The organism is Halorubrum sp. B52 (genome assembly GCF_059752555.1).
The window spans coordinates 337,475-355,195 of sequence record NZ_MWTG01000008.1 but is presented as its reverse complement, the minus strand read 5'-3'; the positions used below and the strand labels follow the sequence as shown (position 1 = coordinate 355,195).

The window sequence follows — 17,721 nt, the reverse complement described above, 5'->3', positions numbered from 1 at the left end:
CGGCCTTCAGACGACGTCGAGCGCCGCGTCGACGTCGGCGGCGATCGCCTCCCGGGCCGCGTCGTCGGGGAGCGTGAGCGGCGGCCGGACCCGGGGGTCCGGGACGAACCCGCGGTGCGCGGCCGCGACCTTCGTCGCGGGCGCGAACCCGTGGTCCCCGCACCGGTCGAACAGCGGGGCGATCGCCCGGCGGTGGAGCGACAGAGCGCGGTCGTCGTCGCCGTCACGGAGCGCCTCGCCGAGGGCGACGAATACCTCCGGTATCACCTGCGAGAGCGCGTGGATTCCCCCGTCGACGCCGAGCGACGCGCTCGGGTACAGCAGGGCGTCGACGCCCTGGAAGACGGTGAACTCGTCGGGAGTCCGGTCGACGGCGACGTCGACCGCCGAGATGTCGCCGCTGGTGTCCTTCAGTCCGACGACCGACTCGCGCTCGGCCACGGCGGCGAGGACGTCGGGGTCGATCGGCTCGCCGACCGTCGACGGGATGTCGTAGAGGAACAGCGGCAGGGGAGTCTCGTCGGCGACCGCGTCGAGGAACGCCCGCTGGCCCGCCGGCGCCGTCGAGTTGTGGTAGTACGGGAGCGTGATCAGCCCCGCGTCCGCGCCGGCCGCGTCGGCGGCCCGGAGCGAGTCGAGAACGCCCGAAACCGTCGTGTCCGCCGCGCCCGCGATCACGGGGACCCGGCCGTCGGCCGCCTCGACCGTCGTCTCGACGACCGTCCGGCGCTCCGCGTCGGTGAGGCTGGCGAACTCCCCCGTGGTGCCGCAGGGGACCATCCCGTCGAGGCCGGCGTCGACGAGGGTCGAGACGTGGCTCGCGAGCGCGTCGGCGTCGACGTTGCCGTCAGCGTCGAACGGGGTCACGATCGGAGGCGAGACGGCGCCGTACCGGAAGTCGAGGTCGGTCACGCTCCCGGGTTCGGCGGGCCGGGAGAAAGGCGTTGCCCAACGGCGGCGATCGACGTGAGGACGCGCGCCGGCACGGGCCGGAGCCCGGAGGTCCGAACCGGGACCCCCGCTCACGAGCCCCGCGGTCACTCCGCGGTGACCGACCCCGGCTCGGAGGCGACTCCGGAGCCGCCGCGGTACCGGTCCAGCAGCGCGAGTCCGAGCGCCCCGAGCCCGAGCAGCAGCACGACGAGGTCGGCGAGACCGCCGACCCACGGAACGAGCCCGATCGCGGCGACGCCGAGGACGCCGACGAGGAGAGCGACCCACCGGTTCGGTCTGTCGAGCCGGTCGAGGACCCACGACCCGAGGGCGTACCGACCGTACACGGAGCCGACCCAGATCGCGACGACGTACGCCCCGATCCCGACGAGCGCGAGGGGGATCCCGACGACCGTGATCGCCACGAGGACGAGGAGGATCGGCGTCGCGATCAGCGCGACCAGTCCGACGCCGCCGCTGCGCAGGGAGTCGCCGCCGACGCGGTCGGCGACGTCGCGCGAGAACCGGGGGAACGCCAGCAGGAGGAGCGCGCCCAGCGCGAGGTTGACGGCGACGCCGTACGCGGAGCCGACCCACGAGGGCACGAGGTCGGGTCCGAACGCGATCCCGGTGTCGCCGCGGAGGCCGTCGTCCTCGACCACCCCGCCGGCGACCGTCGCGTCCGGACTTTCGGTGAACGTCTCGGCGTCGTACCGGAACTCCCCGCCGACGTCCGCGTTCGGGCCGAGGACGACCGAGTCGGCGGCCGCCCGAACGTCGCCGCCGACCGCGCCGTCGACGGTTATCGAGCCGGCGCCGACGTCGAGCGAGCCGTCGATCCGACCGGTGTCGGTCAGCTCGAACGAGCCGGCGCCGGCCTCGACGCTCCCGCCGACCGTTCCGTCGACAGTTATCGTCCCGGCGGCGGCCCGAACGTTGCCGGCGACGCGACCGGTCTCCGCGACGCGGATCGAACCGGCCGCGCCGGAGAGGTCGCCGTCGACGGTGCCGCGGACGACGATCGTCCCGGCGACGCCTTCGATCCCGTCGACCGTCTCGCCCTGGTCGACGACGATCGTTCCGGACGCCCCCTGAGCCGACTGGGCCGCCGCGAGCCCGGTCGCGAGCGGGAAGAGGAGCGCGACGATCGCGAGGGCGACGGCGATACGACGGCGTCTGGCGGTGCCGAACGGAGGGCTCATAGCGGAAACGTCGGCGCCGACCGATATATGTTTATTCATTAACTGGTATCGAGGGCCGTTCGAACGTCGTCGACCGCGAGGGCGCCGGCGCCGCGCGGATCCGGGCCGGCGGTACAACTATACTGGTCCGTCGCCACGTACGGGTGAACTCTACTATGGAGATCTCAGAGAAGCTCCTCTGTCTGTTCAGCGCCGACGTTCGCGAGGCGGACGGCGAGTACGTCGTCGACGTCCCGCGCCGCGAGATCGAGACCGGATCGCTGGAACCGGGCGAGACGTATCGGGTCGCGCTCATCTCGCGCTCGCCGGCCGAGGCGGGGGACGAGACCGAGGGCGGCGCCGACGTCTCCGCGTCACGCGACGACGACGGGCCGCAACCCCCGGTCGAGCCGGGCGAGATGCGCTACGTGGAGATCGAGGACCTCGGCAAGCAGGGCGACGGCATCGCCCGCGTCGAGCGGGGATACGTGATCATCGTCCCCGACACGGAGGTCGGCGAGCGCGTGAAGATCGAGATCACGGAGGTCAAGTCCAACTTCGCGGTCGGCGAGGTCGTCAGGGAATCGGCGTAACACCGAGGCGAAACGACGGTCGGCGACGCGACGGTCGACGACGTGACGGTCGATGACGCGGAACGGGGGTCGCGGCTCCCGGCCCGTCGCGGCGTCTACTGCGGACCGGTCCGGCGTCCGTCGCGGATCGTCGTGGCTTCTATGTGCGATCCGCACGTAGCCGATCGCATGACGTCGACGAGCGTCGCCGACGAGCGGTTCTCCCGACGACCGTGCCGAACATGAGCGTTCGACTGCCGGTCGCTGACGCCCCCGAATCGGTCGGGAACCGACGCATCGGGCTCTCTGCCTCCGTTCTGACGGATCTCGGCGTCGAGGACGGCGACCCCGTGAGCGTCCGGGGCGGCCGGACGACCGTCGCGGTCGCGGCTCGCGTCGACGGCGATCCCGGCGGGGCCCGACTGCCCGAGCCGATCCGCCGGAACGCGGACGCCGAGATCGGCGACGCGGTGACGCTCGAACCGGTCGACGCCGTCGCGGTGTCCGCGGTCACGCTCCGGCTCGACGAGTCGATGGACCTCACCCGCGCGGCGGCCGCCCTCCGGCGGCGCCTCGACGGGAGGGCCGTCTCGGTCGGCGACGAGGTGGAGGCGACGCTGCTCGGCGGCGCGCTGCGGCTGACGTTCGTCGTCGAAGACGTGGCGCCCTCCTCGCCCGGGATCGTGGGCGAGGAGACCGGGATCGCGGTCGAGACGGAGGAGGGGACGGCGGCGGTGGTGAGCGAGCCCGACGTGTCCGGGATCGACGGCGCCGTGCCCGCCGAGACGTTCCGTGAGCTTCGCGAGGCCGCCGCGACCCGGCTCGACGGGCGCGAGTCGTTCGCGGCGGCCGGCCGGCCGACGACGCTCGGGCTCCTGCTGTGCGGGCCGCGGGGCGCCGGGAAGACGACGCTCGTCGAGGCGGTCGCGGCCGCGGTCGACGCGACCCTCGTCAGGGCCTCGGCCGCGCGGCTGCGCGGAGAGGGGGCGAGCGAGCGCGAGCGCCGGCTCGACCGCGTCGTCGAGGCCGCGAGCGACACCGATCGAGCGGTGGTCCTCCTCGACGACCTCGAAGTCTTCGGCGACGACGGCGCCGCCGCGGCGCTCGGCGACCGCCTCCGCGAGACGCTCGACGAGCTGCGGGCCACCGACGGGACGGTGGCGATCGGGGTGACCACGGACGCCGACCGCGTCCCCGAGGCGCTGCGACGCGGCGGACGGTTCGACCGCGAGGTCGAGCTCGCGCCGCTGAGCGTCGAGGACCGGCGGGCGGCCTTAGAGAGCGTCGCGCGCGACGTCCCGCTCGCGGCGGACGTCGACTTCGCGGAGACGGCGACGCGGATCAACGGGTTCGTCCTCGCCGACGTCGCGGTGCTCGTCGACGCCGCGCTGGAGCGGGCGGTGCGGCGCGAGGAGGACACCGCGGTCCGGCGGGCCGACCTCGACGCCGCGATGGCGTCGATCGACCCCGGCGGGCTCAGGGACGTCGCCGTCGACGTCCCGTCGGTCTCGTGGGACGAGGTCGGGGGGCTGGAGGCGGCGAAACGCGAGATCGTCCGCGCCGTCTACTGGCCCCTCGAGTACGCCGACCGCTTCGAGCGCGCCGGCATCGAGCCGCCCTCCGGCGTGCTGCTGTACGGGCCGCCCGGCACCGGGAAGACGCTGCTCGCTCGGGCCGCGGCCAGCCTCAGCGACGCGAACTTCATCTCCGTGAACGGACCGGAGCTGCTCAACCGCTACGTCGGGGCGAGTGAGCGGGCGGTCCGGGACCTGTTCGCGACGGCGCGGGAGAACGCTCCGGCGGTCGTCTTCTTCGACGAGGTCGACGCCATTTCCCCGAAGCGGAGCGGCGACGACACGGGCGCCGGCGAGCGCGTCGTCTCCCAGCTGCTGACGGAGCTCGACGGGCTCGAACCCCTGACCGACGTCGTCGTCGTCGCGGCGACCAACCGCCCCGACTCGATCGACGAGGCGCTGCTGCGGCCGGGGCGGATCGAGAAGGCGGTCGAGACCCCGCTGCCCGACGAGGCGGCCCGCCGGGAGATCCTCGGGATCCACACCCGCGACACGCCGACGACCCCGGCGGTCGACCTCGACGCGCTGGCGGCGCGGACCGCTGGCTACAGCGGGGGCGACATCGCCGCCCTGGTCCGCGAGGCGGCGATGCTCGCCATCGAGGAGACGATCGTCGACGAGGGGGACGGCGCCGACGGACCGAGCGAGGCGATCGCGGTCGACGTCGACCACTTCGAGCGCGCGATCGCCGAGACCGCGCCCTCGGTGAGCGAGCGCGAGGGACGGACCGTTCCGCCCCGGGACTGAGCGCCGGAGCCGGCCGAGCTCGCCCTCGGTGAACGGGCGCGGACTACCCGCGCTCCTCGTGGAGGTTGTGAACGAAGTAGGCGATGCCGATCGCCGAGAACAGCTCCACGCCCGAGACGATCCAGAACGCGGTGGTGAACCCGAGCCCGTACCGCCGGAGCGTCGGCAGCGCGAACATCCCGACTGCCGCCAGAAGGGCGCAGACCCCGATCCCGGCGACCGATCCGATGTTCAGTACGGCGACGGGATCGTACGAGTCGTCGGACATACCCGTTGAGTCGTACAAAAAGGTGCTACAACGATTCTTCGATCGGTTCGAAGCGGGGAGGGTCCTCAGTCGGCGGCCGACGCCTCGCCGGCGGACGGCTCCGGCGCCTCGGTGTCACCGAGGATGGCGCGGCTGCGCAGCAGGACGAACCCGAACCCGACCTTCGCGGTCACGTCGAGCACCATGAACGCGAGCGTCTCGACGCCGAGGCCGACGACGGCCGCGCCCTCGGTCCCGAGGATCCACAGGATCGGGTAGGCGGTCCAGAGGACCGCCACCAGCGCGGTCAGGGTGTTGAACGTGCTCTGCACCTCCTCCGAGCGCTGCTTCGCCGCGCTGCGGAGGCTCGTCAGGAGGTAGTACAGCACGAAGACGAACGCGATCGTGCTGAACAGCCACCAGGAGTACCGCGCGAGCATCGTCTCCGAGAGGGCGCCGATGAGGCCGGTGACGATCATCAGCGCGTCGACGCCGATGAGCGTCCCGGTGGTGACCCGGTCGACCTTCGCGAGGAGACACAGGTCGAGCAGCAGCAGCGGCGTGGTGAACAGCCAGTCGGCGTACCGCGCGTAGTAGATCTCGAGCGTCCCGCGGCCGACGACTTCGACCTCTGACAGCCCGATGCCGAAGAACATCGACAGGTACGCGGCCGACGCGATGCCCGGCACGAGGATCGTGATCGCGTAGTACTCACGGGCCTCCTTGTCCGTGACCCCCCAGCCCTTGGCGATGAAGTAGAAGGTCCCGATGAGCATGAATAGCGTCCCGATACCTAGCCACAGCGTTTCGGGCCGGCCGTCCCCGAGGACGTCGAACCCTGCCTGTAGTACTGTCGGATCCATACGCAGTTACGGATACCGCCCATAAAACAATCAACTTCCACACAGCATAGTAAGGTACGCGTTCTCGCCGGATCGGAACGAGACTTTATATTAATGTTGAAGTCTAGAAATAAATACCGGTTCCGCGGGCGTGAGCGCGCTCGGCGCCGCGAACGACCGCGGTCACCGTCCGGTGTCGACCGTCGCCGGCGGCGCGGACCTTACCAGTGACCCGAAACGAAACCGCTCTGGCGTCCGTAATACCCGTATGGCGAACGACGAGACCGAGACGGCGACCCGAACGGCGGACGACACCGAAGAGGGGACGGAGCGGACGACGGAGACGGAGCCCGCGGAGACGACGGCCATCGACGTGGAGGCGCTCGACACGTACGAGGACCGCGTCGAGGCGCTCTCGGCGGCGCTGGAGGACCGCGAGGGGACGATCGAGGAGCTCGAGTCCGTGGTCGAAGAGCAGTCCGAGCGGATCGAGACGCTTGAGAACCGGTTCCTCGACCTGTCCGCGCGCGTCGCGGACGGGCGGAACCTCGGCGTCTGTCCCGAGTGTAACGGGCCGACGGAGAAGAAGGAGCGGCTGTTCCGGAGCGACACGATCGAGTGTCTCCGGTGCGGCGAAGTCATCCACACGTACTGAGCCGCGCGGGACGCGGTCGATCGGGGGCGTCGGGCAGGACGCGTTCGCGCGGGACGGGAGGCTGTCGGGCGGCGGTGACGTCGAGGGGAAGGAAATCGGTCGTCGCCGTCGGCGGGGCAGATCAGTCGTCGCCGTCGGCGGGGCAGATCAGTCGTCGCCGTCGGCGGAGACGCGGGCGTCCCAGTAGGAGACCGACGCCACGTAGTCGCCCGGAATCGTGTCGCCGACGACCTCGTCGAGGACGCGGAAGGGCTTCGCGACGGGGCCCGGGAGCTCGCGGTAGAAGCCGTACGGCAGCACGAAGTCGTGCTCCTCGTCGGCGAGCGTGAGGTCCGCAGCGCGGAGCATGTCGACGACCTGTCGCTCGGAGTAGAGCCGAGAGCCCATCGGGAGCAGCCAGGTGTACAGCGTCCGGAGACTGCGGCGGTTGAACGTGTCGAAGAACACCTGATCCGCGCTGACGCGGCACAGCTCGCGGGCGAACGGCACCGGGTCCTCCATCAGGTGGAAGAAGCGCATCGCGACCACCGAGTCGAAGTGGTCGTCGGGGAACGGGAGCCGCGAGGCGTCGCCGCGAACGAACTCCACGTGGTCCGACAACCCCCCTTCGACCGCCTTCGCGCGGCCCTGTTCGAGCATCTCCCGGGAGATGTCGATGCCGACGATGTCGGCGCCCCGGTCCGCGAGCATCGTCGTGAACCGGCCGGTGCCGCAGGCGACCTCCAGCACGCGGTGGCCCTCCTCGATCGGTCCGAGCGCGGAGAGCACCGCCTCCTTCTCGCGTCGATCGATGAGCTCTCCGCCGCCCGAGAATCGGACGTCCTCGTACTCCTCCGCGACCTCGTCGGCCTGGTACCAGTCCTGTCCCTTCACGTTGTCCGTACTGCAAGCCCGACCGACAAAACCGTACTGGATGCGGTCGGGGACGGCGTCGGCATTCGCCGGTCGCGGTGGGGTCGGCGCTCGCCGGCTCCGATCGGCCGCTACCCGCTCGTCGAGACGGCGTCGGTCGAGATCTCGAGTATCACCCGCGGCCCCGACTCCTCGCCGTGGTGGGGGTACTCGTCGACGTCGAAGTACCGCCGCGCGAGCTCGTCGATGTGCGCTTTCGCTCCCTCCTCGGTCGGCTCCGCCTCGCCGCGGACCGAGACGTAGCGGTACGGGTCGTCCGGATCGAGCACGCTGACTCCGACCTTCGGGTTTCGCCTGACGTTCCGCTCCTTCCGCCGCCCGCGGGCCGTGTTCACGAGGACGTACTCGCGGTCCTCGTGGTCGACCCACACCGGCGTGACGTGCGGGAATCCGTCGGGAGTCACCGTCGCGAGGTGGGCGTACGACTCGCGCTCGAAGATGTCGACGTGAGACTCGGGAATCACGGAGACGCGTACGGCGGGAAGCGGGGAAAACATCCCGATCGATCGGGATAATCGCTCGTCTGAGACGTGATATTAACACATTATATTATCCCAATCGGATTCCCCAATATGTAGCTAACCTTTACCAATAGGCAAAGAGTTCTGATGTAACATGAGTACCAGTCCAGCGGAGACCGCCGACCAGGACCGCCTCTCGGAGAGCGAATATCGCGATCGTCTGCGCGAGCTGCCGCCCAGCGCCAAGCTCGTCGCCAAAGTACTCGAGGGCGACTCGCCGCTCTCGCAGGGCGGACTCGCCGAGGAGTCGCTCCTCCCCGACCGGACCGTTCGCTACGCGCTCAACCGCCTGGAGGAGGAGGGGCTCGTCGACTCCCGCTACAGCTTCAAGGACGCGCGCAAACAGGTGTACTACCTGACTATCTGAGCCGGTCGCTCGACGGTCGGAGCGAACCGACCGTCGACGCCGCACGGAGCCCTTTTTAATCCCTCGTCCCGATACCCGAGCGTATGGAGCTCTCGGTCGTCGTACCGACCCTCAACGGGCGGGACCGGCTGGCCGCCTGTCTCGACGCGCTGGCGACGCACGCCCCAGCCGCCGAGGTGATCGTCGCCAACGGCCCCTCCGCGGACGGGACGACCGGGATGGTCCGCGACCGCGACGACGTCGACGTGCTCGTGGAGATCTCGGACCGCACGGTCAACGTCGCCCGCAACGCCGGCATCGAGATCGCGACCGGCGACGCGGTCGCGCTGGTCGACTACGACAACCGGATCGGCGAGGGATGGCTCGACGCCCTCCGAACCGGGCTCGCCGACGCCGACGCGGTGACGGGACCGGTGACGCCGATCGAGCCGGCTCGGCGGACCGAGGCGGGCGCTGACGGTGGGGGAGACAGCGCCGGCGACGCGGACGACGCGGACGCGGACGACGCGGACGAGCCGGACGCGGGCCCCGAACGCCGGACGATCGCGGGCCGCGACGTGACCTACTTCGCGGGCGGGAACGTCGCCTTCCGGCGGGAGACGCTCCGGGACCTCGACGGCTTCGACGAGTACCTCCGGACCGGCGGCGCGCGCGACGCGGCCCACCGGCTCGCGCGGATGGGCTGCGAGGTCGCGTGGCGAGACGACCTCGCCGCGACGAAGGAGCTGCCGAGCCCGACCGCGGCCGACGGCGGGCGCAGCGCCCGCGAGTGGGGCTGGAAGTACCGGGCGCTCGCCTACCGACTCTTAAAGAACTACGGCGTCAGGCCGACGGTGGTGGCGCGGGTCGGGTCGCACGCCGCGACGGACGCGATCGGCGCGGCCGTCGACGTGGTCCGCGGCGAGTCGACGCCCTCACGGTGGGCCGCGACCGGCCGCGACGTGCTCGTCGGGCTCGCCGGCGGCGGCTCGGACGGGCTCGTCGCCCGAGGCCGCGACCGGAGCCCGGCCCGGAACCCGAACGGGATCTCGAACCGGGCCGACCGGGCCGTGGCGAAGTACGACCGGCGGGAGCGGGAGGAGTGACGGGCCGCCGACGGTCGGCGAGCGACCCGCGGGCGGCGCGGAGCGCCCTCGCGTCCCCGCGCCTTTTAACCCCCGTCGTCGTCTACGGCCGGTAACGAATGGGACTCACGAAGCGGATCATCCCCTGTATCGACGTCGACCTCGACGACGACGGGGACGCGGCGGTGTACACGGGCGTCAACTTCGAGAACCTGGAGTACACCGGCGACCCGGTCGAGCTGGCGAAGAAGTACAACGCCGCGGGCGCCGACGAGTTCGTCTTCCTCGATATCACCGCGAGCGCCGAGGGGCGCGAGACGATGCTCGACGTGGTGAACGCGGTCGCAGACGAGTGTTTCATTCCCCTCACGGTCGGCGGCGGCATCCGCACGAAGGCCGACATCAAGGAGACGCTCCGCGCCGGCGCCGACAAGGTCTCGATCACGACGGGCGCCCTGGAGCGCCCCGAACTCATCGAGGAGGGCGCCGCGGCGTTCGGCAGCCAGTGTATCGTCATCTCCGTCGACGCGCGCCGCCGGCACGACGACGCGGGCGAGCACTTCTACGAGGACGACGACGGCGAGACGGTGTGGTTCGAGTGCACGAAGAAGGGCGGCCGCGAGGGGACCGGGATCGACGCCGTCTCGTGGGCGAAGGAGGCCGAGGAGCGCGGCGCCGGCGAGCTGTTCGTCAACTCCATCGACATGGACGGGACGAAGGACGGCTACGACATCCCGCTGATGACGGCCGTCTGCGACGCCGTCTCGACCCCCGTCATCGCCTCCTCCGGCTGCGGCGGCCCCGAGGACATGTACGAGGTGTTCACCGAGGCGAACGCCGACGCGGGGCTCGCGGCCTCCATCTTCCACTTCGGCGACTACACCATCGAGGAGACGAAGCGGTACCTCGACGAGCGCGGCGTTCCCGTCCGGCTGTAGCCGAACGGGCGCCGTTCTTCCTCGGAAGAGAATAATTACCATTCACAACTGTTGTAGTTTTCAATAGTATCGATCGAAATCAACAGTTATTATGTGATGCCGAGCGAATCGCGACGTATGTCCACGTCATCGACGCGTGTCCGTGCCGAGCGCCCGGAGCTCGTCTGCAGGCGGACCGACGACGGCTCTGGAGACGGGGAGGTGACGTTCTTCGAACGGGACCGCGATCCCGACGAGCGGACGACGCGGTGGATCACGGTCCGGGAGGCCGACTGCGTGCCGCGCGCCGAGTGGCGGTAGGGGGGACCGGACCGGTGCCGACGGGGCCTCTCGGCACGGTCGGCGTCGGACTCGAAACGGTGCACCGAAGGCGAGGCGCGAGCGGCGCTGACCGCCGCCGGCGACGGAGCGAGGCGCGCGGTGAGGGCCCGTGACCGCAACCATCGGGTTATTAACCGACCGGCGGTGACACTCATTCCACGTCGATTTCACAGATGATCCGGGGTCCCGTCTCGCGGTTCTCGAACGTTCTCCTCGTGCTCGGGGCCGCCGCCGTCGGCGTTCTCGTTCCGCAGCTGTCGCCGTACCTCGATCCGCTGATCACGCCGCTCGTCGTCTTCCTCGTGTTCACGTCGCTCCGGGGGGTCCGGTTCGCGTCGATCGACTACTCGTCGTACGTCGCGGTCGTGGCCCTCTCGCTCTGTCTCTCGTACGTCGTGTTGCCGCTCGCGGGAATGCGCCTCGTCGAGCCCGCGCTCGCGGACGCGCCCGCCCTCGGGTTCGCGATCGCGCTCTCGGTGCCGACGACCGCGGGGAGCGCGATAATCTGGACGCGGCTCGCGCGCGGCGACGTGCAGCTGGCGACGCTCACCTCGATCGCGTCGCTGCTCCTCGCGCCGGTGGCGACTCCCCTCGTGCTCACCCGGCTCGTCGGGTCGCGGATGGCCGTGCCGACCGCGTCGATCCTCACGGACCTGGCCGTGATCGTCGGCGGCGGGGTGCTGCTCGCGGCGGCCGTCCCGACCGACGCGCTGTCGACCGAGGCGATCGAGCGAAGTTCGACGCTCGCGATACTCCTCCTGATCTACACGGCCGTGGCCGGCGCCGGCGTCGGCGGGGTCGACGCCGCGGCGCTGCTCGCCGTCGTCGGCGTCTCGGGCCTCCTGTTCGGCGTCGGCGCGGCGCTCACCGCGGGCTGTCAGCGCGCGTTCGGCATCGACCGGGACCGGGCGTTCTCCCTGTTTTTCACCACGAATCTGAAGAACCTCGGGATCGCGCTGCTGGTCTCGCTGCCGTTCGCCGACCCGCTGGTCACCGTCTCGATCATCGTCTACTACGTCGTCCAGCAGACCGGCGGCGCCGCGCTCGCGGACGCGACGTGACACCGCGGCCCTCCCGTCCCCGACCGCGACCTCGACACCGCGCCAGTCGAATCGCGTCGCCGACCGCTCCCGGTCAGTCGTCGGCCGGGACCGGCTCCGCCGAGAGGAGGTCCTCGTCGTCGAGCAGCGCGACCGTCGCCAGCCGGATGGCGTGCGGCCAGCCGAGCGGGGTCGCGCTGTCGGGCGTTCCGTCGTCGAAGAACTGCTCCGGGAGGTAGCTCGTCGACTCGCACAGCGTTCCGCCGGGCGAGACGTGCGCGAGGAGCTCGCGGGCGCGCTCGGCCATCCGGTCGGCCCGCGGGTCCCCGCGGGCCGCGAGCAGGGCGGCGAGCTCGGCGCAGGCGTTCGCGCCCCACGCCGTCGAGACGGTCCACACCTTCTCCGAGAGCTGCCCGGCCCGCCGCCAGCCGTCGCCCTCGTACCGGATCAGCCCCGAGATCTCGTCGCTCTCGTGGGCGAGCCCGTCGACGACCGTCTCCACGTGCGAGACGAGCCGGTCGAGGCGCTCGTCGTCGACGGCCCCGCCCGCCCCGCCGCTCCCGTCGCTCTCACCGAGCGCGTCGTACGACCGGTGCGCGCTCGCCAGCGACAGCGTCGAGGAGTCGAGCCTGTCGTCGATCGCCCCCTCGGGCGTCTCGCGGAGCGCGTAACAGCCGCGCTCGGGGACCCAGAGGTCGTCGAGCGCGTCGTACACGCGCGTCGCCTGGTCGCGGGCGTGGCCGGCGAGGTCGTCCGGGAGGTCGGCGGCGTCGAGGGCGTCAAGGTCGCCCGCGGCCAGTCCCTGACCGTGGAGCGCGAGCTCGCTGTACGCCTCGAGGAACGTCGCCGCGGTGTGCGCGAACCGCCCGGCGCTGTCCTCCCACGCGTTCTGACAGACGACGGGGCGGCCGTCGTCCTCCAGCGTCTCGTCGAGCCCGGCGAGCGCGGCGACGAGGGTCGCGTCGAGGTCGGCGACGTCCACGCCCGCCGCGCGCGCCTGCGCGAGATAGGCGATGACGCTGCCGGTCTGGTCGGCCTGGTAGTCGACGTCGGGGCCGTCCTCGATGCGGGCGTTCGCCCAGCCGGGCGCGAGCGCGCCGTTCCGCGGCCAGACGCGGTGGGGCCACGAGCCGTCCGGGCGCTGCGTGGCGACGTACATCGCGGCCGAGCGGGCGTGCCAGTCGTCGAGCCCGAGCCCGAGCCGGTCGTCGGCGCCGAGCAGGAACGTCGAGATCTCCGCGTCGTCGCGGAACCACGTGTAACCGTAGCCGCCGGAGGTCGCGTAGAACGGGTCGAAGTCGGGGCCGGCGATCCGGAGTCCCGATTCGGCCGAGAGCAGCGAGAGCACGCGGAGGTCGGCGACCAGCGACTCGCGGGCCGGCGCCGACGCGGGGACCGAGGGCGTCGTCTCGTCCGCGGCCGCGGCGAGCGCGTCGGCGGAGTCGAGCTCCGAGAAGAGCTCGTCGAGCCGGGCGCGGGCCGCCTCGCGCGGCGTCTCGTCGCGGTCGGTCAGCAGCGACGCGACCGTCGCGACGCCGTTCTCGAAGGGGACGTCGGCGATCACCTCGCCGGAGAGCCGCTCCTCCTCGTAGCGGTCGCCGTCGCGGTCGCGGGGGAGGTCGGTCGGCGCGTCGTCGACGAGCTCGGGGAACGTCGCCGGGAGCTGGCCGCGGAGGTCCGCGAAGCCGGTGGCGCTCGCGAGGAAGTCGCGCTCGTCGGCGTGGTACACCTCGACCGCGTCGTCGTACCGGAGCTGGCCGATCCGGTCGTCGCGGCCGTCCGGGGCGAACCGGGCGTAGACGACGAGCGAGAGGGCGTCGGGGTCGACGTTCGCGTGCCCGTCCTCGCCGACGTCGACCGTCGCGCGCGTGACGTGCGCGTCCCCAAGCGTGACGTCGTGGCGGGTCACGGTGGCGGCGTCCGCCCCGTGGACGGTCTCGATCAGCGTCGCGTCGCCGACGTACCGCTGTTCGGTGGGGGTCTCGTCGAGCCAGGTGATCTCGTCGCCGACCGCGAGCCCGATCCGCGAGCGGACCAACCCCGTCTGCCCGGTCAGCGGGTAGCCGAAGTCGCGGAGCTCGCCGTCGCCGTCGACGTGGACGAGCCGCCCCTCGCCGCCGGAGAACCGCCCGGTGACGGTCCGCCGTTCGCCGGGGAACCGGGTGGCGTGACCGGCGTTGCGCTTGTAGTCGTCGAGCGCGTCGCGGAGTTGCATTACGCGGACGAACGACCGCTCCGCGTATGAAGTTTTGGTGTAATTATTGTTCGTGAGTTTCAGAGACGGAAACCCTCAAGCCGGGGGGCGCCCGGGTACCCCCATGCACGAACCCGGACCCCCGCGGACGGCGAGCGTCGGCGAGTCCGTCGAGCTGGCGCCGCGGTCCCCGGACCCGGACGGGACGTACGAGTGGACGGTCCGCGACGCGCCGGCCGCGAGCGCCGTCGCCGGCGGCGACGGGCCACGGAACGAGAGCGAGGGCGGGCGAGCGGCGGTCCCGCCGGTCCTCGTCGCCGGCGCGACGAGTCGGTCCGACGCCCCGGTCGTCCACCTCCGACCGGACGCGCCGGGGACGTACGTCCTGACGCTCGACGCGCCCGACGGGACGCACCGCCAGCGCGTGCGCGCCTTCCCGGACGAGCGCCGGGAGGTCGAACTCCGCGTCCCGGCCGCGGACCTCCCGGTCGCCGACGCCGACGTCGACCGCGTCTCGCTGATGTGGGCGCACAACGAGCGGCTCCTCGCCCGCGACCGCCCCGAGCGCGACGGCGACGACTGGGTCCTCGAGACCCGAGTGCCCCCGGGCCGCCACCGGTTCGGCTTCGTCGCCAACGACGACCCCGGCGACGAGCACGGCGACGTCGTCGAGGTCCCGGGCCCCGGACGTCCCCGGCTGTCGCTCGACGTTCGCGTCGAGGACGCCGGAGACGCCGAATCCGGTACGGAGGCCGGAAACGACGGGCCGACGGTCGTCCTGACGGCCGACGTCGACGTGCCGCCCGCGCTGGGCGACCGCGACGAGCCGGACGGCTCCCCCGCCGACGTCGATTTCCTCGTCGACGACCGCGACGCGGCCCCGGAGGCGATCGCGCGGATCGAGTCGCTCGCGGACGGTGCCACCCTCGCGGTCCCGCTCGATGCGATCCCCGACGCCGCGCTCGGCGGCGACGGTCTCCGGATCCACGCGGTCCCGCACACGGAGCGGTACGGAGCCGCCGAGACGGTGCGGATCGGACCCCGGCCCGGCGAGGCCGACGGCGAGAGCGACCCCGCCGGCGCCCCGGGCGACGACGGCGCGCCGGTCGCGGTCACCGACCCCCACGCGCCGCCGGCGTGGGCGGACGCGCCGACGATCTACGAGGTCTTCGTCCGGTCGTTCGCGGGCGACACCCTCCCGACGACGTTCCGCGAGATCGAGCGCCGCGTACCATACTTAGAGAGCCTGCACGTGGACGCGCTCTGGCTGACCCCAGTGCTCGCCTCGCCGACGGAGCACGGCTACCACGTCACCGACTACTACGAGACGGCGAGCGACCTCGGCTCCCGGGCGGCGTTCGAATCCCTGGTCCAGACCTGCCACGACGCCGGGATCCGAGTGATCTTCGACCTGGTGATCAACCACACCTCCCGCGACCACCCCGCGTTCCAGATGCACGCCGCTGGCGTCGAGGAGTACGCCGACCACTACCGGCGGGCGAACGGCACCTTCGACGTGACCGACACCGACTGGGCGGAGCTCGCGCCCGGCGACATGCCGGAGTACTACTTCGACTGGCGGCGGATCCCCAACCTCAACTTCGACAGCCCGACCGTCCGGGCGTGGCTGCTGGACGTGGTCGACGAGTGGGCCGCCGTCGTCGACGGCTTCCGCGCCGACGTGGCGTGGGGGGTCCCGCACGGCTTCTGGAAGGAGGTCGCCGACCTCGTCCCCGACGACGTCCTCCTGCTCGACGAGACGCTCCCGCACGACCCCTTCTACGGCGAGGGGGAGTTCGACCTCCACTACGACAGCTCGCTGTACGGGGTCCTCGGCGATGTCGGCGCCGGCAGGGCGCCCGCGGACGCGGTCGCCGAGGCGTTCGACCGCGCCGCGTGGCTCGGCTTCGACGACCCGGGCGCGCAGCTCCGCTACGTCGAGAACCACGACGAGGAGCGGTACCTCGCCGAGCACGGCCGCGACGCCCTGAAGGCCGCCGCCGCGACCGTCTTCGCGCTCCCCGGCGCGCCGATGATCTACGCCGGCCAGGAGCGGGGCAACGAGACGTACCGGGGCCCGATCCGCTGGCACGACGGCGACAACGACCTCACCGACTTCCACCGCGAGCTCGCCGCGCTCCGCGAGCGCGAGCCGCTCCTGCGGGAGGGCGCCGTCGCGTTCGACGACCCCGCCGCCGACGTGACCGTCGTCGACGGCGACCCCGAGCGGGTGACCGCGTGGGTCCGAGCCGCGGAGAACCGAGACGACGCCCTCTTCGTCGTCGTCAACTTCGCGAGCGAGCCGGCGACCGTCGCGGTGCCGGAGGGGGTCGAGGCCGACCTGTTCGGTGACCGCGAGGTCGGGTCCGAGGTCGACGTCGACGCCGTCGCCGTCCTCAGATGAGAGGCGGCGAGGGAGGCGCTCGCCGCACCGGCCGACCCTTATAAGAGGTCGCCTCGTCCTCTGTCCGTATGGACGACCGGACGCTGAACGACCTCCTCCGCCGATTCGGGCTCTCGGACAAGGAGATCGACACGTATCTCAGTCTCTTGGCGCACGGCGAGGCGAAGGCGAGCACGATCGCTGACGCCGCCGGCGTGTCGAAGCGCTACGTCTACAGCGTGAGCGAGTCGCTCGCGGACCGCGGATTCGTCGAGGTGAACGACCACGTCGTGCCGACGACGATCCGCGCGAACCCGCCCGACGAGGTCATCGACCGCCTCCGATCGGACGTCGACGCGATCCGGCCCGGCCTGGAGGAGCGCTTCTCGCGGGTGGAGCGGCGGGCCGAGCAGTTCGAGGTGATCAAGTCCCGCGTCACCGTCCTCAAGCGGATCAGGTCGCTGCTCGACGACGCGGAGTCGGAGGTGACGCTGTCGATCGCGGCCGACCACCTCCCGGAGGTCCGGGAGTCGCTCGCGGACGCGGTCGACCGGGGCGTGCTCGTGCTCCTCGTCGTCTCCGACGTCGAGGGGACGCCGGTGGGAGACGCCGACGGCGACGCGGTCGACTCCGGCGGCGACGCGGTCGGCCTCGAGAGCGTCGCCAGCGTCGTTCGGACGTGGAGCGAGGCGATGCCCACGCTCCTCACCGTCGACTCCGCGGCCGGCGTCGTCGCGCCGCCCGAGCTGCTCCGCCGGTCCGACACCGACCGGCAGGCGATCCGCTTCTCGCAGGAGCAGCTCGCGCCCGTCATCGTCGGCTCCTTCCTCGGGAACTACTGGCCGGCAGCGAGCGAGGTCGCGACCGCGCCGCCGGCGCCGCTTCCCGTCGAGTACGGGAACTTCCGGCACGCCGTCCTGCAGGCGACGCTCCGCCTCCGCGCCGGCGAGACGCCGCGCGTGACCGTCGGCGGGCGACGGACGGAGAGCGACGAGGCCGTCGAGCTCGCGGGGCGCGTCGTCGAGGCGAAACAAGGGTTGGTCGAGCCGACGAACAACGAGTTCCCGGTCCAACACTCGCTCGTCGTGGAGACCGACGAGGGGGCCGTCACCGTCGGCGGGAAGGGGGCCTTCGTCGAGGACGTGGAGGCCGACCTCGTTCGGATCGAGGCGGCCGACCGCGACGGCGACGACGGCGAGTCCGGCGGCACCGCCGACGCCGAGTAGTCCC

The 17,721-nt window shown here is 71.9% G+C and carries 17 protein-coding genes; 10 read left to right on the top strand and 7 right to left on the bottom strand.

Annotation, left to right across the window (positions count from 1 at the left end; all coding sequences use genetic code 11):
* Positions 1-6: 6 nt before the first annotated feature.
* Both B4V04_RS07555 and B4V04_RS07550 read right to left on the bottom strand, forming a co-directional pair.
* Positions 7-912 (bottom strand): dihydrodipicolinate synthase family protein, encoded by a 906-nt coding sequence (locus B4V04_RS07555; RefSeq protein WP_498230532.1) that lies wholly within the window; start codon positions 910-912, stop codon positions 7-9.
* 125 nt (positions 913-1,037) lie between these two features.
* Positions 1,038-2,135, bottom strand: a complete 1,098-nt coding sequence (locus B4V04_RS07550; protein WP_498230530.1) for a bactofilin family protein — start codon at positions 2,133-2,135, stop codon at positions 1,038-1,040.
* Positions 2,136-2,290: 155 nt separating this feature from the next.
* Here B4V04_RS07550 and B4V04_RS07545 point away from each other — a divergent pair, with 155 nt between their 5' ends.
* Both B4V04_RS07545 and B4V04_RS07540 read left to right on the top strand, forming a co-directional pair.
* The gene (locus tag B4V04_RS07545) at positions 2,291-2,707 is read left to right on the top strand and encodes a TRAM domain-containing protein (RefSeq protein WP_498230528.1); all 417 of its coding nucleotides are present in this window, start codon (positions 2,291-2,293) and stop codon (positions 2,705-2,707) included.
* Positions 2,708-2,928: 221 nt separating this feature from the next.
* Positions 2,929-5,007, top strand: coding sequence for an AAA family ATPase (locus tag B4V04_RS07540; RefSeq protein WP_498230526.1), 2,079 nt, complete (start codon positions 2,929-2,931; stop codon positions 5,005-5,007).
* 43 nt (positions 5,008-5,050) lie between these two features.
* Here B4V04_RS07540 and B4V04_RS07535 read toward each other — a convergent pair whose 3' ends face one another.
* Together B4V04_RS07535 and B4V04_RS07530 are read right to left on the bottom strand one after the other, a co-directional pair.
* The gene (locus B4V04_RS07535; RefSeq protein WP_498230524.1) at positions 5,051-5,275 is read right to left on the bottom strand and encodes a hypothetical protein; all 225 of its coding nucleotides are present in this window, start codon (positions 5,273-5,275) and stop codon (positions 5,051-5,053) included.
* A 65-nt stretch (positions 5,276-5,340) separates the two neighbouring features.
* Positions 5,341-6,117 carry a bacteriorhodopsin gene (locus tag B4V04_RS07530; protein WP_498230523.1) on the bottom strand — a complete coding sequence of 259 codons (777 nt, stop codon included), beginning with the start codon at positions 6,115-6,117 and terminating at the stop codon, positions 5,341-5,343.
* 247 nt (positions 6,118-6,364) lie between these two features.
* Between B4V04_RS07530 and B4V04_RS07525 the strand changes: the two genes are divergently transcribed.
* Positions 6,365-6,751: a SlyX family protein gene (locus B4V04_RS07525; RefSeq protein ID WP_498230522.1), complete on the top strand. Its 387-nt coding sequence runs from the start codon at positions 6,365-6,367 to the stop codon at positions 6,749-6,751.
* A 147-nt stretch (positions 6,752-6,898) separates the two neighbouring features.
* Here the strand turns inward: B4V04_RS07525 and B4V04_RS07520 are convergent, their stop codons facing one another.
* Together B4V04_RS07520 and B4V04_RS07515 are read right to left on the bottom strand one after the other, a co-directional pair.
* A complete protein-coding gene (locus tag B4V04_RS07520; RefSeq protein ID WP_498230520.1) occupies positions 6,899-7,624 on the bottom strand; it encodes a class I SAM-dependent methyltransferase in 726 nt (241 codons plus the stop codon).
* A 110-nt stretch (positions 7,625-7,734) separates the two neighbouring features.
* Positions 7,735-8,127: a PPOX class F420-dependent oxidoreductase gene (locus B4V04_RS07515; RefSeq protein WP_498230518.1), complete on the bottom strand. Its 393-nt coding sequence runs from the start codon at positions 8,125-8,127 to the stop codon at positions 7,735-7,737.
* A 151-nt stretch (positions 8,128-8,278) separates the two neighbouring features.
* On the opposite strand from B4V04_RS07515, the gene B4V04_RS07510 reads away from it, so the two are divergent.
* The 5 genes from B4V04_RS07510 to B4V04_RS07490 all read left to right on the top strand — a co-directional run bounded on the left by B4V04_RS07510 (position 8,279) and on the right by B4V04_RS07490 (position 11,935).
* A complete protein-coding gene (locus tag B4V04_RS07510) occupies positions 8,279-8,551 on the top strand; it encodes a helix-turn-helix domain-containing protein (protein WP_144799560.1) in 273 nt (90 codons plus the stop codon).
* An 83-nt stretch (positions 8,552-8,634) separates the two neighbouring features.
* Entirely contained in the window at positions 8,635-9,636 is a 1,002-nt protein-coding gene (locus tag B4V04_RS07505; protein ID WP_498230516.1) for a glycosyltransferase family 2 protein, read from the top strand.
* Between the two features lie 98 nt (positions 9,637-9,734).
* A complete protein-coding gene (gene hisF, locus B4V04_RS07500) occupies positions 9,735-10,553 on the top strand; it encodes an imidazole glycerol phosphate synthase subunit HisF (protein ID WP_498230514.1) in 819 nt (272 codons plus the stop codon).
* 117 nt (positions 10,554-10,670) lie between these two features.
* A complete protein-coding gene (locus B4V04_RS07495; RefSeq protein ID WP_144799563.1) occupies positions 10,671-10,853 on the top strand; it encodes a DUF7511 domain-containing protein in 183 nt (60 codons plus the stop codon).
* 194 nt (positions 10,854-11,047) lie between these two features.
* On the top strand, positions 11,048-11,935 hold the full coding sequence (locus B4V04_RS07490) for a bile acid:sodium symporter (protein ID WP_498230512.1): 888 nt from the start codon (positions 11,048-11,050) through the stop codon (positions 11,933-11,935).
* Between the two features lie 73 nt (positions 11,936-12,008).
* On the opposite strand, the gene B4V04_RS07485 is transcribed toward B4V04_RS07490, so the two are convergent.
* Entirely contained in the window at positions 12,009-14,129 is a 2,121-nt protein-coding gene (locus B4V04_RS07485; RefSeq protein WP_498230510.1) for a DUF7997 domain-containing protein, read from the bottom strand.
* 103 nt (positions 14,130-14,232) lie between these two features.
* On the opposite strand from B4V04_RS07485, the gene B4V04_RS07480 reads away from it, so the two are divergent.
* Together B4V04_RS07480 and B4V04_RS07475 are read left to right on the top strand one after the other, a co-directional pair.
* On the top strand, positions 14,233-16,512 hold the full coding sequence (locus B4V04_RS07480; RefSeq protein ID WP_498230509.1) for an alpha-amylase family glycosyl hydrolase: 2,280 nt from the start codon (positions 14,233-14,235) through the stop codon (positions 16,510-16,512).
* A 68-nt stretch (positions 16,513-16,580) separates the two neighbouring features.
* Positions 16,581-17,717 (top strand): TrmB family transcriptional regulator, encoded by a 1,137-nt coding sequence (locus tag B4V04_RS07475; protein ID WP_498230507.1) that lies wholly within the window; start codon positions 16,581-16,583, stop codon positions 17,715-17,717.
* Positions 17,718-17,721 lie beyond the last annotated feature (4 nt).

Excerpts from the sequence above, each read along its gene's own strand:
- B4V04_RS07550 (WP_498230530.1), bottom strand. The coding sequence starts at position 2,135 with ATGAGCCCTCCGTTCGGCACCGCCAGACGCCGTCGTATCGCCGTCGCC.
- B4V04_RS07545 (WP_498230528.1), top strand. The coding sequence starts at position 2,291 with ATGGAGATCTCAGAGAAGCTCCTCTGTCTGTTCAGCGCCGACGTTCGC.
- B4V04_RS07540 (WP_498230526.1), top strand. The coding sequence starts at position 2,929 with ATGAGCGTTCGACTGCCGGTCGCTGACGCCCCCGAATCGGTCGGGAAC.
- B4V04_RS07535 (WP_498230524.1), bottom strand. The coding sequence starts at position 5,275 with ATGTCCGACGACTCGTACGATCCCGTCGCCGTACTGAACATCGGATCG.
- B4V04_RS07530 (WP_498230523.1), bottom strand. The coding sequence starts at position 6,117 with ATGGATCCGACAGTACTACAGGCAGGGTTCGACGTCCTCGGGGACGGC.
- B4V04_RS07525 (WP_498230522.1), top strand. The coding sequence starts at position 6,365 with ATGGCGAACGACGAGACCGAGACGGCGACCCGAACGGCGGACGACACC.
- B4V04_RS07510 (WP_144799560.1), top strand. The coding sequence starts at position 8,279 with ATGAGTACCAGTCCAGCGGAGACCGCCGACCAGGACCGCCTCTCGGAG.
- B4V04_RS07505 (WP_498230516.1), top strand. The coding sequence starts at position 8,635 with ATGGAGCTCTCGGTCGTCGTACCGACCCTCAACGGGCGGGACCGGCTG.
- hisF (WP_498230514.1), top strand. The coding sequence starts at position 9,735 with ATGGGACTCACGAAGCGGATCATCCCCTGTATCGACGTCGACCTCGAC.
- B4V04_RS07495 (WP_144799563.1), top strand. The coding sequence starts at position 10,671 with ATGTCCACGTCATCGACGCGTGTCCGTGCCGAGCGCCCGGAGCTCGTC.
- B4V04_RS07490 (WP_498230512.1), top strand. The coding sequence starts at position 11,048 with ATGATCCGGGGTCCCGTCTCGCGGTTCTCGAACGTTCTCCTCGTGCTC.
- B4V04_RS07485 (WP_498230510.1), bottom strand. The coding sequence starts at position 14,129 with ATGCAACTCCGCGACGCGCTCGACGACTACAAGCGCAACGCCGGTCAC.
- B4V04_RS07480 (WP_498230509.1), top strand. The coding sequence starts at position 14,233 with ATGCACGAACCCGGACCCCCGCGGACGGCGAGCGTCGGCGAGTCCGTC.
- B4V04_RS07475 (WP_498230507.1), top strand. The coding sequence starts at position 16,581 with ATGGACGACCGGACGCTGAACGACCTCCTCCGCCGATTCGGGCTCTCG.